Genomic DNA, 13,458 nt, shown 5'->3' on the forward strand with positions numbered 1-13,458 from the left:
GAAGTTTCCGTTCGAGTGTTGGAGAGAACCGATACGTCGGTGTGGTCGGTGATGGTCTGTCGGTGCGTGGTTGGCACCGCCGCGACGTTCTCGACTGTGATTCCGAACACTACGAGCGACGCGTGGGGGCGTCTTCCGTATGTGTTCGAGTAAACGCGCGGCCTGTTCCTGTAATTGTCGAAATCCCCAGGTGAACGGGTGAAACTGAACGGCGAACACGCATCAGGTGTTGCGGATCAGCATCGCCAATCTGAGGGCGAGCTGAAGTCCGGCCCGACGCTCGCCCTGCGCCCAATCCTCTCCGAGGAGCTGCTGAGCACGGTCGAGGCGGTAGTAGAGGGTGGTGCGGTGCACCGCTAGCTGGGCGGCTGCGCGGCGGGTGTCACCGCCGCAGTCGAAATACGCATCCAGACTTTCGCGAATCAGTGAGTTGTCCGCGTCGAACAGACGAGATGCGCCCGGAAACAGAATCTCCAGGGTGTCAGTGGTCCACGGCAGTCCATAGAACACGAGGTCGGCTCCGAGCTCGTTCCAGCTCAACTGCTCGACTTTCCGTGCATGTGCAATGGATGCCGCGTAGCTGGATTGCATTCCCGATCGTCGCAGGTCATCGAGATCGGATGCAGCCGCTCCGACGCCGGTTCCGCGCAGCATCCACCCGCGTCGCCGGGCCGCGTTCGTCAGTGCGTGGCGGAACGGACGAAGGCGATCGCCGTGGACCTCTGCACTGACGATCAGGTGGATTGTGTCGTCGCCATGCCCGAGGAGGGAATGGCCCATCGGTCGCGCATACGCCACTTCCTGGGTAGCACCGCGCAGTGCTCGGGTGTCCAGCGTCTCGCCGCTGTCACCGATCGGCGCAAACCGCGTGGTGAGCACACTCGCGGGCTCGGCGAATTCGAGGAGAGGTTCATTGCCCAGGAGCTCCGCCGACGGTCTGCCCTCACGCGGTGGCGCCAGCAGGGCGCTGACGAGTCGAGCTTCCCGATCCAGCGCAGTGGCTGTCGACTCCGACTGCTGGTGAAGCAGTTCTGCGATCGTGCCTGCTGTGCTGGTCGCTGCGGTGATGTCGGGATCTGTGAGCGGAGGGCTGTCGATCAGCCACAGATATCCGTGGAGTTCCCCGTGCGCTCGCATCGGTATGCAGACCCGAGGCAACGTCTGCAACGCCGGATTCGCGGGAAACCGGACGGGGCCGGTGGCGTGGGCGATATCGAGCGAGAAGGCGTATTCGAACACCTCCGGGGAGGAGTGTCGCTGGAGGATCGACCGGACACGGACGTCGTCGAGGTCACCGTGCTGCTCGGTCAACGCCAGCGGTTTGAGACCGCAGTCGTCGATTTCGATCGAGCGGTTCAGCTGATCCGCGAGACTGTCTGCGTACTGCTGGACATCGTTCATCCGTAACCTGCCGGTCGTCTTCCCACGCTGCGGGCCGCGTGTGATGTTAATGCATCGAGACCGAGGCGCCTCGGTCTCCGATTTCTCGAAAATGACCGAGCGCCAAGGATCCTCAGCCCCGTATGTGGTGGTCGGCGGGAACTCGCGACGACAGCTTGCCGAGCGGCGCCACGTTGACCGCCCTCATGGTGAGAAACGCTATCGTCAGCTTGTGACCTTGCGACGGGCGGGCGTCCGGTCGTCGGCGAACATGGCCTCGATCCTCGACTTGATCTCCGCGGTGCTCATGGAGCCGCCGTGGCGGGGCGTCCGCGACACGGTGGGAGTTGCCGGGGTGATCGAGACTGTCGCCATGCGTCCTGCTTTCGTCGGTTACTTATATGTGTGCCTCACGGTCACGTCTGTGATCTGGTTCACATCGTGGCCGACTATGTTGTACACCACATACCCGGTCGTGTGCCACTCGGCCCGGTCGCCAAGTGCCCGGTTTTCGCAGCCGTGCCGTTCGGCGAATGGACAGGAAATCCGCCCCCGGTACAGTCGCCCGAATGGATGAGGAGACGGGCCCGAACCGTCGACAGCTTCGGCTGGTGCAATCCCCGGTCCGTCTACCGGGCGAAGAGGACGAAGAACTCCTCGCCCGGTCGGTGATCGATGCGCTTGCCGGTGGCATGTCGTGGGAGCAGATCGGTACTCGGCTCGGTGTGGCCGCTCCGATCGCGGGCGGCAGTCCGGTCACCGACCGGGACTGGCAGGAGGCGGTTGTCGATCACGAGAATGCACGGCAGCTATCGGACAGCGTTCGACGTCCTCTCGCCGGAGACCGGGCCGTGTCCGTCCACGGAATACCGCGGCACCGTGAAGGCGGCGGCGACGCACAGAACTGCGATCGCGAAGCAGACAATCGTGTACCAGATATTTCCGATGGGATCGCCGTTGCTCGTGACACCGTCGACGGCGGCGAAGTAGTCCGGTAACGCGGTCACCCACAGCAGGCCCACCACGCCGAGGTACACCACGCTGTAGACACGCACGAAGTCGTTGGAGTAGGCGGGAACATCCGACGTCCCCCGGCGCAGCCGCGACCACTGCCGCACCAGGACCGGGATCGCGACGAGCGCGACGACGACCAGTTCCGCCGCGTAGAGAACTCCGCGGACCGTGGTGCTCTCCATTCCGACGACTGTCGCCGGGATCGGGAGAATGAACGTGCCCGCCGACGCCAGGAGGCCGATTACGATTGTCCGCCAAGCCAGTTCGAGTCCGGTGAAGTCCCGGCCCCGGTCGGCGTGGCGACCCACGAAGAACTGGACGCACAGCGCCAGCGACATCGGCCACAGTGCCGCGAACACCACGACGCTCGGCAACGGGACCGCATCGAACATGGGCTGATTGACCGGGTTGGTGGTCGACCATTCCCACCACCTCAGCTGCGGCCCGAGCTGGTCGAAGATCTCGTAGAACGCGTGGTGCACGAAGCCCACGCAGACCGCGCCCACGAGCACGCCATATTTCCGGAAGACCCCGAGCATCCGGACGAGTTCGAAGGCCAGCGTGGCCATCAGCGGATAGATCGCAATGATGTACAGGGGCAGACGGCCCCACAGGAAGTCCACCGTGAACACGTTGTGCGCGAACATCGTGTCCACGTGTTCCTCGATCCCGAACGCTGCCGGAAAGTACAGCGGCGGTTCGATGACGAACAGATATGCGGTAGCGCCGAACCAGAGCGCCAGGGTGGTCGGATCGCCGTTGCGGCGCCAGCGCAGGATCGCGAACACGAGCGCGAGCACCGACCCGAGCACGATCGTGAGCTCGAGAACCGGCAGCGTCCAGTTCTCCAGGGCCAACGGATTGCGGACCTCGACGAGTCCACCGGCCTCGGCGCACGAGAAGCCGAGCGCCGTCGACAGCTGGTCGAAGGTGGGGGAGCAGAGATCGGCCATCAGTTGACCACCGCCGCCGCGGGCTCGGTCCGGCGCTCACCCGACTCGGCGGTGTACCAGCGGGTGCAGTCGTAGCCGGCGTCGTAGCGGGTGAACCACTCGTCGGCGAGCGCGGGCAGCTTCTCGTGCGTCGGGTTGTGTTTCGGCATCTGACTGCGGACGACGCCGGCGAGAGCGGTGAGTTGTTCTCCGCGGGGGAGGTCGTCGAACGCGCGCGGCATGATCCCCTTGCTCAGGTAGGGCGCGAACGCAGTCAGCAGTTTCTGCTTAATGCGGTGCGTCGCGAACATCGACATCGAATCGACCTTCCGCTCCCTCAGCGGGACGTGCTGGTTGAACCCCGCGCAGGCGATCCGGACGACCTTCATCACATGCGTGAAGATCGACGGCGCCATCCTCATCCGGTACAGCTCATCTCCGACAAGGGAATTGAAGATCACCAGCGCTGAGCTACGGTGTTCGACCTCTTCGACGAAGTGCCAGATGAACAGGGACGCAACCCGGTCGTCGCCCGGCCGGAAGAGGGTCGCGTCGTTGTCGAGCATCAGCTTGAATACCGGCGTGAACGTCGCCTCCAGATCGGCGGTGTAGGCGAGTCGGTAGTTCAGGCTGGTCGCCTCGGTGAGGAGGTCGAACTCGCCGATCACCGCGTCGAGGGTGTTCTGAAGTCCCGGATACCGCCTGATCAGGGCCTTGACGTGCTGTCGATGCGCGGTCGAGTGGTGGCCCTCCTGACGCATGAACGCCACGGCCTCCGCTGCGACCTCGGGATCGGTCATCAACGGTTTGGCCTGCATGATCGCCTTGACGATCATCTTCTCGAAACCGATGGCCAGGAACGAGATCGCGTTCGACATGCTCGACCAGGCGGGGTTGTCGGGGTTCCAGAGGAACGGGACGTCCTGTTCCTCGAACGCGAAATCCATCTTTCTGGGATGTAGGTCGGACATGTGCAATTCCTCGTCTCGTGCGGCCTGAGTGGGTTGAAGTCTGTGGGCAGGTGGAGACCCGAGCCCCAACAACATACACGCACCATAAACTCTGTATGATTACTTTGCGACAGATTCGGAGAGAACTGTTGTGGCCGGAAGTGAAACCCGCTCGCGGTAACCTCTGAGTCCAGGTCGGGCAATGTGCAGTCGTCCGTGCAGTACGTTCGGCCGACGACGCATTGCGAGAGGTAGGGAACGGGCAATGGCAGGCAGGCGTGGGTGGGGTGGCAGCCCACCCGGAAGTGACGAGGAAGCGTCCCGGCGAATCGTCGTCGCCGCGGTCGAGCTCATCAGCCGGAAAGGCACGGCGATCAGCATCGCCGACGTTGCGGAATCCCTCGGCGTCATCCGCCAGACGGTGTACCGGTACTTTCCCAGCACAGACTCCCTCTTACGAGCCGCAGCCATCGCCGCGGTCGACGGATTCCTCGACCGCCTGACGCAACACGTCGCCGGTATCGAGGATCCAGCAGAAGCTGTGGTCGAGGCCGTGATCTACACGCTCAACGAAGCGCCCCGCGTTCCGCAGCTCGGCATCATGCTGTCCGGTTCCCATTCCCACGCCGAGGGAATCACGTCCGACGAAGCCCTCGCCTTCGGAATGACGATGATCCAGCGCTTCGACGTCGACTGGGAGCGGCACGGCTACGGGGAGCACGCCTTGCGTGAGCTCGTCGAGTATCAGTTGCGGACGATGCAGTCGTTCTTCATCTCGCCGGGAAACCCGCCGCGTAGCCAGGACGAGCTGCGTGCTTATCTGCGCCGATGGGTGGGATCCGCGGTCGCCGTCACGGGGAGTCCGGCGTCCGCTGGGTGACGTCGGTGGGCCGTCCCAGTCGAGAGCGCAGTTCCTGGTTCGACAACGTGCAGACCCGAATAGACTTGCCGAGGTGACCCGCGAGGATCCCGATCGGCTCTCCGCCGACGATGCCCATATTCTGGGGCTCGAATCGGCGGTGATATCCGGTCACACCCTGAAGCTGGTGGTTCTCGAACCGAGCCCCGGCCCGCTGGACCTCGGGGCCCTGCGAACCGCGGTGGCGGAGCGCCTTTCGAGCGAGCCGCGCGCGACGCAGCGGATCGACGCCTCGGGTCCGGAGCCGCGCTGGACCGCGGCGACCGCCTTCGATATCAGCGACCAAATTCGGCGCCGGGAAGAGCCGTGTGCCACGCGGGCCGATCTGTGGCGGGCCGTCAGCACGCTGATGTCCGAGCACCTCGATCACGAGCGGCCGCTGTGGACGTTCGATCTGATCGGCCCACTCGACGACGGGCGCGAGGCGATCGCCGTCCGGATCCATCACGCGATGGCCGACGGGATCGGCGCCGTGCGCTTCCTGCACGACGTGCTCTGGGATCGACACGCCGAACCGGCCCCGCACGGGTCGCGTCCGGGTGTTCGCGCCGATTCGGGGCAGCGTTCGCGAGTCGACGAGGTGCTGCGGCTGCCCGCGGCCGTGCATCGTGAACTGGGCCATCGCGGCTCACGCTCGCCCTTCGACCGTCCGATCAGTGCCGCGCGCGAACTCGCGTTCACCGTCGCCCCGCTCTCGGAGCTGAAAGCAATAGGCGCCTCGCGCCCCACCCGCGCAACCGTCAACGACGTACTTCTGGGGATCGTCGCAGGGGGCCTGCGCAGCTGGCTCTCGGCCGGCGACGCTGCGCTGCCGCGTCTGCGTGCTCAGGTTCCGGTCAGCCTTCACCACCGGAGCGAGGGAGCGGAGGTCGGAAACCGCGATTCATTCCTGAACATCGATTTGCCGCTCGCCGAGGCTGATCCGCTCATCCGACTCGACCGGATCAGCGCCGAGACCAGCAAGCGCAAGCACCTCGACGACGCCGACGAGCTCTTCGATCTCTTCCACGCTCTCGGACGCGTGAAGCGCGTCGGGGCGGCAGTGCAACGACTCGCGGGCAGCGCGCGCGAGTTCAGCCTCGCGATCTCGAACGTTCCCGGCCCGCGCGTGCCGGTGAGTGTGTCCGGACGCCGGGTGGAGCGGCTCTTCTCGTCCTCGGAGCCCGCCGTTCACCACGCGTTGCGGATCTCGGCGATTTCCTGCGCCGGGATCGTCGGAATCGGGCTCTGCACCGACCCCGAGGCGCTGCCCGATGTTGCCCGGCTGGCGCTGGCGATGGAAGATTCGTACGCCGAATTGCGTGACGCGGCGTCGACGCCTTGAAGTGCGCCGGGATGGGTACACGGAGACCATGGCATCCAGTTCCGCATCACGCAGAATGCGGTCCGCCGTCGCTGCAGCGCTGATGGCAGGGGGAGTTGCCTGCGCAGCGACAGGGCAGGCCCTGGCCGCCCCGGCTCCCAGCGAAATCGCGGACGCTCCCCCACGGACCGCGCTGTCGTTCGCACATACACCCAGCGGAACGAGAGTGGGAACCGCGAATCAGGGCGAGGCGCGACCCGGTCTGTCGATCGTGAAACTGTATGTCGCCGACTACATGATCCGGCACGGTGACGGCTCGCCCGAAGACCTCGAACTCGGGCAACGAATGATCCGGGACAGCGACGACGCCGCCGCCTCGCAGGCCTATGCAAAATATCCGCAATCCATCGACGCCGTCGCCGCCGAGTATCGGCTCACCGGCACCCGCGGCGCCGCCTTCTGGGGCAACTCGGTGACCAGCACGGCTGACACGGTCACCTTCCTCGAAGCGAAGAAGACCACCGACCCGAACAGCCCCGTTCTCGGATGGATGGCCACCGCCGCCCCTGTCGCCGTCGACGGCACCCACCAGAATTGGGGCACCGGTGCACTGCCGTCGGTCACCGGAACCAAATGGGGATGGTCCGACGACGGCTCCAGCGTCGTCGCCTCCGCATCCTTCGGACCCGACTTCTCCGTCGCTGCCAACACCTACGGCACCGCCGAACAACACACCGACGACGTCCTCGGCGCCTTCGGCTCCGACTTCACGCCGTCTGCCGGCGCAGTGCCGCCGCCCTGACAACCGGCGAGGCGGCTCACCCCGCAGATTCGCCGCGCGTCGGCGGAGCAGCGGTGGTGGGTTCAACCTCCGTGGGAGTTGGTGCCGCCGGAGCCGGGGTCGCAGCATCACCCAGCGGCGCTCCGTTTGTGGGGGTTGTCGTCGAACTCGTTTCGGTGTGGTGGTGGTGAGTGGCCTTCTTCGCCAGTTCGCCGACCTTGTGCTGCACCTGCGGCGCCTTGTCCTTCACCGTTTCCGTCGCGCCGCTCACCTTCTCCTGGACGGCAGGGTTGTGCCAGAGTTCGAGGGACTGATGCCTCATCTTCTCGTAGGTTTGCCGGCCGGATCGAGTGCCCAGGACGAAGCCCACGGCCGCGCCCGCTGCGAAGGTCAACACTTTCTGCATGACATCTCCTGACTGTTGTGTGGCACGAGCAGGTCAGCCGAACCGTCGTCCGAACGCCCTCTGCACAGCTTGCCCCCAGCTGAAAACCCCAAACCACGCGAAAGGTGTTCGATTCGAGTGAATATCGGGATCGGACCGGTCGGCAGGTGTCAGTGCTGCTGGTGAGCCGAAGCCCGCATCGTGGCGGCCGCCTCAGTGATTGCGGAGCTCGTCTATGAGTTCCTTCTTGTTCAGCTTCGAATAGCCGGTCAAGCCGAGTTCTTTGGCTCGCTTCTGGAGCTCGTCGACCGTCCAGTCGTCGTAGGACTGCGACTTCCCGCCCGACTTTCCGACGTTCTCGCGCCCGCGATCGGCAGCCGCGTTGGAGATGCGCGCCGCCTTCTCTTTGGAATCACCCTTGTCGCGTAGTTCCTCGTACAGGTCCTGGTCTTTGAGTTGGGGTTGCGAATCTTTGGTTGCCATCCGGCGCTCCTCCCATCGAATTCGTGCTCTCCGCCTACCCGTGGACTCTGCGCCTCAAACGACGGCGATCAGCACTTCCCCTTCGAGTCCGTCGGGGTCCCGGAAGAAGATGCTCTGTGCAGAACCGAAGTCGTTGATGGTTCCATCGCTGGCGGCCGCGTCGATCAGCCGCTGCCGGATCATTGCGAAGGCTTCCGGTGAGGCGGCTTGCAGACCGACGTGGTCGATGCGACCTCGCCCCCACATCGGTGTCTGACGCTCGGCTTCGGTGTTGCCGTCGATCACGAAGATGTTCAACTCGGTGTGCGGGCCGATCCGGATCACGGTCATCGTTTCTCCTCCTTCGCGGCCGTGCGGCCGCGTCGGCCCGACGTCGGCGTCGAATACGTCGGCATAGAACCTGCCCAGGCGGGCGGCGTCCTTGGAGATCCAGGCAATATGGTTGACCCCGTCGAGCAACATGATGTCCTCCGCTTAACATTCGGCACTGTAGATCTCGTGGGTCAACCGTCGCATATTCTGCTGCGCGAATCAGGGTGATCGCCGGGGCATGAACCGCACCGTCGCGGGTACTCCGTGTGGACGCTGCGCGCGCAGCATGCGATGGCAGCGCGCCAGCCAGGTCTTCCGGCTTGAATCCCCCCTTGTTCGAGCCGGAGGGCCGCCTCGAAAAATACTGAGCAACAGTGTTGTTCAGAACCAATGCCGATGGTTGGCCGTCGCAACCCCGCGTCAGTCGACGACGGCGCCCCCGGCGAGGTTGACTCAGAGGACCGAGTAACCCGCTGGCAGGGGAAGGCGGCCGGTCAAGGCCAGCAGCGCCGCGGATGCCGTTCCCTGTGCTGCGGCCAGGCCACCGATCACGGCGAATGTCTCGGCTACTGCATCGTGAGGGACATCCGCGCTGACGCCGAGGGCGGCTGCCAAATCGCAGGTGTGCACCGTCAGCTCGAGGGTTCGGGTTGGAAGGTAGCCCTGCAAGGTCATCGTCCCGAATGGTGTGCGCACCAGGGCGGTGGCTGGAGTGGCCCGGACGCGCTCGGGTACCCGGGCAACCAGCGCGGTCAGCGCGGCCATCGGGTCCTCCCCGAGCGCGGCGCCGGCGGCGCGTCCCCGCTCCGCCACCCCTGCGGTGTCAGCCAGGGCACTGGCGATGGCCAGGTAGTACGCAACGGCATCAGCGAGGTCTGCCGGGTCGGAGTCGTCGCCGGCGACGTCGAGGTAGGTCTCCACCGTCGTCAGCGACCTGCTGGTGTGACCCAGTAGGTCGCGCACTGACCACTCACCGAGACCGGGGTCGTCATAGTGACCTGTCGCGGAGGCGCTGACTTCGAGGAACCGTCGGGCGGCACTGTCGAAGGAATGAGCAGCTGGGCCGTCCATCACCTCAGTATCGCAGCCGACAGTGTTCACCGCCCGCCGAATTCAACTGTCCGACGGTGCCGGCCTGACTCACGGCGGTGTCAGGTCGTACCGGGCGATTATGTCGGGCAACCAGTCGGGTTCGCCGAATTCCAGTCCGTAACGCTCGGCAATCGCGGCGATCTGGGTGACATCAGGTGTGCCGGCGGCGATCAGTTCGGACATTTCCAGGAAGCAATGTTCGAAGCCGGCCGGACTGATGATCTCGATCATGCGAGCGGGTTCGGTGCCGGCGTTCCACATGGCGTGCATCTCGCCTCGGGGCTTGGTGATGTATCCACCGGATTCGAGAACGGCCTCCCGATCGCCGGAGCGGAATCCGATCACACCCTGAGTAACTATCGAGAATTCGTCCTCCCGCGTATGGAGATGCGGCGGCACCAGCGCACCGACCGGGAATGGGTGCTCGACGACCGATAACACCCCACCGGTGTCACGTCCCCAGAGCTTGAATTCGACCCCGATCGGGCCCAGGTCGCCGGTCTTCCCGGTCCCCGGCGGCACGACGACCAGCGGCGGGGGATCGGTTGCGCCCACGCTTCTCACCTACTCACCGACGTCGACAGATCGAGTCACACGGTCTCTGACCAACTTTTCGCCGACGGCGCAGATATTGTCAACAGTCTCGGGGCATAGCCGTTTGAAGATCTTGGTAGACACTCGCTTGTCGACGAAATGCGTCGAGGTGGCGACTATGGAGTTGTGCGGAATTATGGCCAACGCAAACGCCGCCGACCGGAACCGCTCGAGCGAGAGATCCGGAGTGGCCCAATGGTTCAGCCCCCAAATGCCTCGCCTCCTCGCGGACCCGCGGCTCGCATCATCGACACCACCGCGGTTGCCGTTACCTCGGCCTTCGCCGGGGGAGCCCTGCTCACCCAGACCGTGATTGTTCCGCACTGGCGGGAAATGGATCCGGCAAAATTCCTGTCGGAATTCGCGAGGTCCGGACCTGCCACCGGAGCGACGGTCTTCCCGTTCGAGGTCGCTTCGGTCGTGCTGCTGGGCATGACGACGTACTCGACCGTCACGCGTCGCCAACCGGGCCGCCTCGCGTGGGCTCTGGCGACGACGTGCATGGTCGGAACATTCTCACTGCTCCCGATCTACTTCCTGGATGCGAACCTCGCCCTGCTTGACCCCGCCTTCCCACCCCAGGCCGTGCACGCCGAGCTGACCGCCTGGTATCGCTGGAACTGGATACGCACGGGACTGGGCCTTGCCGCAGCCGCCTTCTCATGCATTGCACTCACTGCCGGCCGACGTGGAAACGCCACCACATCGAGATAACTTCGGTGAACGTCGGATCGCATGAGGCTCCCCCGGCCGAAGGACAATGAGAGCATGAAGCCTCACACCTACACGGCCTACAGCATCGGATGCGGCATCGCCTGGGCCATCGTGTGGTCGATCATCGGCACCACGCGACCACAAGCCCGCTCCCCGGTCCTACTGTTCTTTGCCGGATGGTTGGCGGGGTGGACGTCAGCGACCATCGCCCGATACGTGTACCCACCACCACAGACAGGCCGCGGCATCCGCACGCGGCACCGGACGGTCCCTGACCAGCTCTGACGCGGCCTCAGATAGTCCTGGCTCTGGTGGGTTCAGTTGTCCCCGGGACGGACCTTGCTCAGCCGGGCGGTGAAGGTGATGTCCAGTTGGCGGGGATCTCCTGCCCATCCTGGCCGGCAGCTCCGAGCGTCTGCTGCCGGCCTGATGGGTCTGCCCTATTTCAGGTGCCGGGCGAAGAACCGGTTCCCGTCGTCACCCTCGAACTGTGGGACGCCGGTGTGCCCGCCCATATTGGCGTGCAGCGTCTTCTCCTTCGAGCCGAAGGCGTCGAACAGATCCAGGGCCTGTTGCCGGTCGTTTCCTTCGTCGTCCCACTGCAGTAGGACCTGCAGGGGGATGGTGACCTGTCGGGCCTCCTCGAACATGCTGCGGGGCACGAAACTCCCGGCGAACAGGAGGGCGGCCGCGATGCGCGGCTCGACCACCGCCAGCCGGATGCCGATGGCGATCACCCCTCCCGAGTACCCGACCGGGCCACCGATTTCGGGTAGCGACAGGAGGGCGTCCAGGACCGCCCGCCATTCCGGGACGGCCTTTTCGACCAGGGGGAGGACGAGCCGGTCGACGATCTCACCATCGACCGGCTCGCCGGCCTCCAGTGCCCGGCGCAGGTCGGCGCGGGCCTGCTCGGCGGCGGCGGAACGGGGCCGGTCACCGCCTCCAGGGAGCTCGATGGTGACCGCGGCGAAGCCCTCCGCCGCGGCGTGCCGGGCCCGGGCCACCAGTCGGGGATACATCATGTGCAGTCCGCCGGGGTGGCCGACCAGGATCAGTGGTGCCGGTGCGGATCCGGATGCAGATCGGGGCGTCCACAGGATGCCGGGGATCTCACCCAGGGTGAATTCGCGTTCGAGGACGTGGTCGTCGAGGCGCTGTTCGGAAGTGAAGTGCATGGTGTGCCTTTCGGGAGTGCTCGTGATCGGCGCTCCCGGACGACCTGTCGTCCGACCGTGACCCTGGAGGGGAGCACCCGTATCGATACTGCGCTCACGGGTACCACCTCCTCGTTCACTCGCACGGCCTCCGGAAACGTAGCAGTGGCCGTCATGATCCGCCAACAGGTTTATGCGGAGGTCGGGGGACCGGATGCGGGGGGTCGCTGATCCGGTACGGACCACGCTTCCGCGGGCGGCGACTCCTCGGGTGGTTGTGCGGGAGTTGTTCATCGGGAGTCTCTTTCGTGCATGCCTGCTAATCTTGCTGTGAAACGTGCCTCAATCAATTGGCATCGTCCATCATGTTCACCTCGAGGGAGAAGTTGTGGCGCACAGTCGTTACAAGGTTCGGGAGATCGCCCAACAGGCGGGCCTCAGCGAGGCGACGGTCGACCGCGTGCTTCACAACCGCCCGGGGGTGCGTGAGGGAACCCGCGCAGAAGTCGCGCAAGCGGTCGCCGACCTGGACAAGCAGCGTTCCCAGCTGCGGTTGGCCGGGCGAAAGTATCTCTTCGACGTCGTCATGCAGGCGCCGCCGCGATTTTCCGGGGCGTTCCGCGAGGCGGTGGAGGCGGAACTGCCGTCCCTCGCCCCTGCCGTGGTCCGGACCCGGTTTCACTTCCGGGAGACCGGCTCGGTGCCTGCCATGGTCGAGACACTCGACAAGCTCGTCAAACGCCCCTCGCAAGGTGTCATCGTCAAGGCGCCCGACACCACCGAGGTCTCCGACGCCATCGACAGGCTCACCGAGGCGGGGATCCCCGTCGTCACCTATGCCACCGACGTGCCGAACAGCAGTCGGGTCGGCTACGTCGGTATCGAGAACCGGGCGGCAGGGGAGACAGCCGCCTACCTGCTCGAGCAATGGCTGTGCGACAGCGCGTCCAGTGTCCTCATCACCCTGAGTAGCAACGCGTTTCGCGGCGAAGAGGAGCGAGAGATGGGATTTCGCGGTGCCCTGCGCCGCTCGATCGATGTCGGGGGGAGCGGCTCTCAGCGCACACTGATCGACATCTCCGAGAGCGAGGGTCTCGACACGACGGTCGAGCGTCTCGTCCTCGACGCACTCGAACGCAACCCGGACATCGAGGCGGTCTATTCGATCGGTGGCGGTAACATGGCAACCGTGCGCGCCTTCGAGAAGCTTGGCCGCCGCTACCGCGTTTTCATCGCCCACGACCTCGATCAGGACAACAAGCAATTGCTCCGCGACAAGAAGATCTCGGCCGTCCTCGATCACGACCTGCGGTCGGACGCGAACCTGGCCTGCCGCATGCTGATTCAGGGTCGTGGTGGGCTGTCGGGCGTGACCACGGTGAAGTCACCGATTCGGATCATCACCCCCTACAACATGCCCTGACCGTCGGGCGCCGACCGGA

General features: G+C 65.2%; 17 protein-coding genes. 6 read left to right on the forward strand and 11 right to left on the reverse strand.

Going from position 1 to position 13,458, the window contains the following annotated elements; all coding sequences use genetic code 11:
* Nucleotides 1-222: 222 nt before the first annotated feature.
* The 5 genes from JWS13_RS43015 to JWS13_RS43035 form a co-directional block, all read right to left on the reverse strand.
* On the reverse strand, nucleotides 223-1,401 hold the full coding sequence (locus tag JWS13_RS43015; RefSeq protein WP_206011171.1) for a PucR family transcriptional regulator: 1,179 nt from the start codon (nucleotides 1,399-1,401) through the stop codon (nucleotides 223-225).
* 204 nt (nucleotides 1,402-1,605) lie between these two features.
* Nucleotides 1,606-1,755: a hypothetical protein gene (locus tag JWS13_RS43020; protein ID WP_179220489.1), complete on the reverse strand. Its 150-nt coding sequence runs from the start codon at nucleotides 1,753-1,755 to the stop codon at nucleotides 1,606-1,608.
* 254 nt (nucleotides 1,756-2,009) lie between these two features.
* Nucleotides 2,010-2,174, reverse strand: a complete 165-nt coding sequence (locus JWS13_RS43025) for a hypothetical protein (protein ID WP_206011172.1) — start codon at nucleotides 2,172-2,174, stop codon at nucleotides 2,010-2,012.
* Between the two features lie 15 nt (nucleotides 2,175-2,189).
* Nucleotides 2,190-3,347, reverse strand: coding sequence for a hypothetical protein (locus JWS13_RS43030; RefSeq protein WP_206011173.1), 1,158 nt, complete (start codon nucleotides 3,345-3,347; stop codon nucleotides 2,190-2,192).
* Nucleotides 3,347-4,297: a metal-dependent hydrolase gene (locus tag JWS13_RS43035; protein ID WP_206011174.1), complete on the reverse strand. Its 951-nt coding sequence runs from the start codon at nucleotides 4,295-4,297 to the stop codon at nucleotides 3,347-3,349. The genes JWS13_RS43030 and JWS13_RS43035 overlap by 1 nt, the downstream gene beginning before the upstream one ends.
* Nucleotides 4,298-4,541: 244 nt before the next feature.
* On the opposite strand from JWS13_RS43035, the gene JWS13_RS43040 reads away from it, so the two are divergent.
* From JWS13_RS43040 to JWS13_RS43050, 3 genes are all read left to right on the forward strand, one after another.
* On the forward strand, nucleotides 4,542-5,156 hold the full coding sequence (locus JWS13_RS43040) for a TetR/AcrR family transcriptional regulator (protein WP_206011175.1): 615 nt from the start codon (nucleotides 4,542-4,544) through the stop codon (nucleotides 5,154-5,156).
* A gap of 73 nt (nucleotides 5,157-5,229) precedes the next feature.
* A complete protein-coding gene (locus JWS13_RS43045; RefSeq protein WP_206011176.1) occupies nucleotides 5,230-6,519 on the forward strand; it encodes a wax ester/triacylglycerol synthase domain-containing protein in 1,290 nt (429 codons plus the stop codon).
* Nucleotides 6,520-6,547: 28 nt separating this feature from the next.
* Nucleotides 6,548-7,300: a hypothetical protein gene (locus JWS13_RS43050; RefSeq protein ID WP_241032528.1), complete on the forward strand. Its 753-nt coding sequence runs from the start codon at nucleotides 6,548-6,550 to the stop codon at nucleotides 7,298-7,300.
* Between the two features lie 16 nt (nucleotides 7,301-7,316).
* On the opposite strand, the gene JWS13_RS43055 is transcribed toward JWS13_RS43050, so the two are convergent.
* The 5 genes from JWS13_RS43055 to JWS13_RS43075 all read right to left on the reverse strand — a co-directional run bounded on the left by JWS13_RS43055 (nucleotide 7,317) and on the right by JWS13_RS43075 (nucleotide 10,106).
* The gene (locus tag JWS13_RS43055; RefSeq protein ID WP_206011177.1) at nucleotides 7,317-7,685 is read right to left on the reverse strand and encodes a YtxH domain-containing protein; all 369 of its coding nucleotides are present in this window, start codon (nucleotides 7,683-7,685) and stop codon (nucleotides 7,317-7,319) included.
* 192 nt (nucleotides 7,686-7,877) lie between these two features.
* Complete coding sequence (locus JWS13_RS43060; RefSeq protein ID WP_206011178.1) at nucleotides 7,878-8,147, reverse strand: DUF7218 family protein; 270 nt, start codon at nucleotides 8,145-8,147, stop codon at nucleotides 7,878-7,880.
* 54 nt (nucleotides 8,148-8,201) lie between these two features.
* Nucleotides 8,202-8,609: a VOC family protein gene (locus JWS13_RS43065; RefSeq protein ID WP_206011179.1), complete on the reverse strand. Its 408-nt coding sequence runs from the start codon at nucleotides 8,607-8,609 to the stop codon at nucleotides 8,202-8,204.
* A gap of 303 nt (nucleotides 8,610-8,912) precedes the next feature.
* Nucleotides 8,913-9,530 (reverse strand): maleylpyruvate isomerase N-terminal domain-containing protein, encoded by a 618-nt coding sequence (locus tag JWS13_RS43070; protein ID WP_206011180.1) that lies wholly within the window; start codon nucleotides 9,528-9,530, stop codon nucleotides 8,913-8,915.
* Nucleotides 9,531-9,599: 69 nt separating this feature from the next.
* Nucleotides 9,600-10,106, reverse strand: coding sequence for a cupin domain-containing protein (locus JWS13_RS43075; RefSeq protein WP_206011181.1), 507 nt, complete (start codon nucleotides 10,104-10,106; stop codon nucleotides 9,600-9,602).
* 234 nt (nucleotides 10,107-10,340) lie between these two features.
* On the opposite strand from JWS13_RS43075, the gene JWS13_RS43080 reads away from it, so the two are divergent.
* The gene (locus JWS13_RS43080) at nucleotides 10,341-10,859 is read left to right on the forward strand and encodes a DUF1772 domain-containing protein (RefSeq protein WP_206011182.1); all 519 of its coding nucleotides are present in this window, start codon (nucleotides 10,341-10,343) and stop codon (nucleotides 10,857-10,859) included.
* Nucleotides 10,860-10,913: 54 nt separating this feature from the next.
* Nucleotides 10,914-11,144 carry a hypothetical protein gene (locus tag JWS13_RS43085; RefSeq protein WP_206011183.1) on the forward strand — a complete coding sequence of 77 codons (231 nt, stop codon included), beginning with the start codon at nucleotides 10,914-10,916 and terminating at the stop codon, nucleotides 11,142-11,144.
* 155 nt (nucleotides 11,145-11,299) lie between these two features.
* On the opposite strand, the gene JWS13_RS43090 is transcribed toward JWS13_RS43085, so the two are convergent.
* Complete coding sequence (locus JWS13_RS43090; RefSeq protein ID WP_206011184.1) at nucleotides 11,300-12,037, reverse strand: dienelactone hydrolase family protein; 738 nt, start codon at nucleotides 12,035-12,037, stop codon at nucleotides 11,300-11,302.
* Between the two features lie 367 nt (nucleotides 12,038-12,404).
* Here JWS13_RS43090 and JWS13_RS43095 point away from each other — a divergent pair, with 367 nt between their 5' ends.
* Entirely contained in the window at nucleotides 12,405-13,439 is a 1,035-nt protein-coding gene (locus JWS13_RS43095; protein WP_206011185.1) for a LacI family DNA-binding transcriptional regulator, read from the forward strand.
* Nucleotides 13,440-13,458: the final 19 nt, after the last annotated feature.

The organism is Rhodococcus pseudokoreensis (genome assembly GCF_017068395.1).
In the GTDB taxonomy this organism is placed as follows: domain Bacteria; phylum Actinomycetota; class Actinomycetes; order Mycobacteriales; family Mycobacteriaceae; genus Rhodococcus_F; species Rhodococcus_F pseudokoreensis.

Excerpts from the sequence above, each read along its gene's own strand:
- JWS13_RS43015 (WP_206011171.1), bottom strand. The coding sequence starts at position 1,401 with ATGAACGATGTCCAGCAGTACGCAGACAGTCTCGCGGATCAGCTGAAC.
- JWS13_RS43020 (WP_179220489.1), bottom strand. The coding sequence starts at position 1,755 with ATGGCGACAGTCTCGATCACCCCGGCAACTCCCACCGTGTCGCGGACG.
- JWS13_RS43030 (WP_206011173.1), bottom strand. The coding sequence starts at position 3,347 with ATGGCCGATCTCTGCTCCCCCACCTTCGACCAGCTGTCGACGGCGCTC.
- JWS13_RS43035 (WP_206011174.1), bottom strand. The coding sequence starts at position 4,297 with ATGTCCGACCTACATCCCAGAAAGATGGATTTCGCGTTCGAGGAACAG.
- JWS13_RS43040 (WP_206011175.1), top strand. The coding sequence starts at position 4,542 with ATGGCAGGCAGGCGTGGGTGGGGTGGCAGCCCACCCGGAAGTGACGAG.
- JWS13_RS43050 (WP_241032528.1), top strand. The coding sequence starts at position 6,548 with ATGGCATCCAGTTCCGCATCACGCAGAATGCGGTCCGCCGTCGCTGCA.
- JWS13_RS43055 (WP_206011177.1), bottom strand. The coding sequence starts at position 7,685 with ATGCAGAAAGTGTTGACCTTCGCAGCGGGCGCGGCCGTGGGCTTCGTC.
- JWS13_RS43060 (WP_206011178.1), bottom strand. The coding sequence starts at position 8,147 with ATGGCAACCAAAGATTCGCAACCCCAACTCAAAGACCAGGACCTGTAC.
- JWS13_RS43065 (WP_206011179.1), bottom strand. The coding sequence starts at position 8,609 with ATGTTGCTCGACGGGGTCAACCATATTGCCTGGATCTCCAAGGACGCC.
- JWS13_RS43070 (WP_206011180.1), bottom strand. The coding sequence starts at position 9,530 with ATGGACGGCCCAGCTGCTCATTCCTTCGACAGTGCCGCCCGACGGTTC.
- JWS13_RS43080 (WP_206011182.1), top strand. The coding sequence starts at position 10,341 with ATGGTTCAGCCCCCAAATGCCTCGCCTCCTCGCGGACCCGCGGCTCGC.
- JWS13_RS43085 (WP_206011183.1), top strand. The coding sequence starts at position 10,914 with ATGAAGCCTCACACCTACACGGCCTACAGCATCGGATGCGGCATCGCC.
- JWS13_RS43090 (WP_206011184.1), bottom strand. The coding sequence starts at position 12,037 with ATGCACTTCACTTCCGAACAGCGCCTCGACGACCACGTCCTCGAACGC.